This is a genomic window from Pseudomonas juntendi (assembly GCF_009932375.1).
Lineage (GTDB): Bacteria > Pseudomonadota > Gammaproteobacteria > Pseudomonadales > Pseudomonadaceae > Aquipseudomonas > Aquipseudomonas juntendi.
On sequence record NZ_BLJG01000301.1, the window covers coordinates 1 to 672 of the forward strand.

1 protein-coding gene is annotated in these 672 nt (G+C 63.7%); it reads left to right on the top strand.

All coding sequences use genetic code 11. From position 1 onward, the window contains the following. On the top strand, window positions 1-672 hold a 672-nt coding region (locus GYA94_RS25045; protein WP_161893322.1), incomplete at both ends, for a glycine betaine ABC transporter substrate-binding protein.

A 672-nucleotide genomic window follows, 5' to 3' on the forward strand; every position in this document is an offset into this window, starting at 1 on the left:
TGGAGGTGGCGCTGACACGTAACGACCTTCAGGTCATCGCCGAGGAGTGGGCCGGGCGCAGCCCCGCCTGGGTCAAGGCCGAGCAGGCCGGCCAGGTGTTCGCCCTGGGCGACACGGTAAAAAATGCCGAAGAAGGCTGGTGGGTGCCGGCCTATGTGATCGAGGGCGATCGTGACCGGGGTATCGAGCCCAGTGCCCCCGAGCTGCGCCAAGTCGAGGACCTCAAGCGCTACCCGCAGGTGTTTCGCGACCCCGAGTCGCCCGACAAAGGCCGCTTCCTCAACAGCCCCAGCGGCTGGACCTCCGAAACCGTGAACAGCCAGAAGCTCAAGGCCTACGGTTTGAATGAGCTGTACACCAACTTCCGCAGTGGCTCCGGTGCCGCCATGGATGCCGAAATCACCTCGGCCATCCGCCGAGGCCAGCCCGTGCTGTTCTACTACTGGAACCCTACCCCCCTCATGGGCCGTTACAAGCTCGTACGCCTACAAGAACCACCGTTCGATGCCAACGCCTGGGCCACCCTCACCGATGCAAGCAACCCCAACCCCCAAGGCAGCCAGTCACTTCCGGCGAAATTGTCGATCGGGGTGTCCAAGGCGTTTCGCGATGGCTACCCAGACCTTGTGCGTGCCTTCGAGCAGGTCGACTTGCCAATCCAGCGCCTGAACC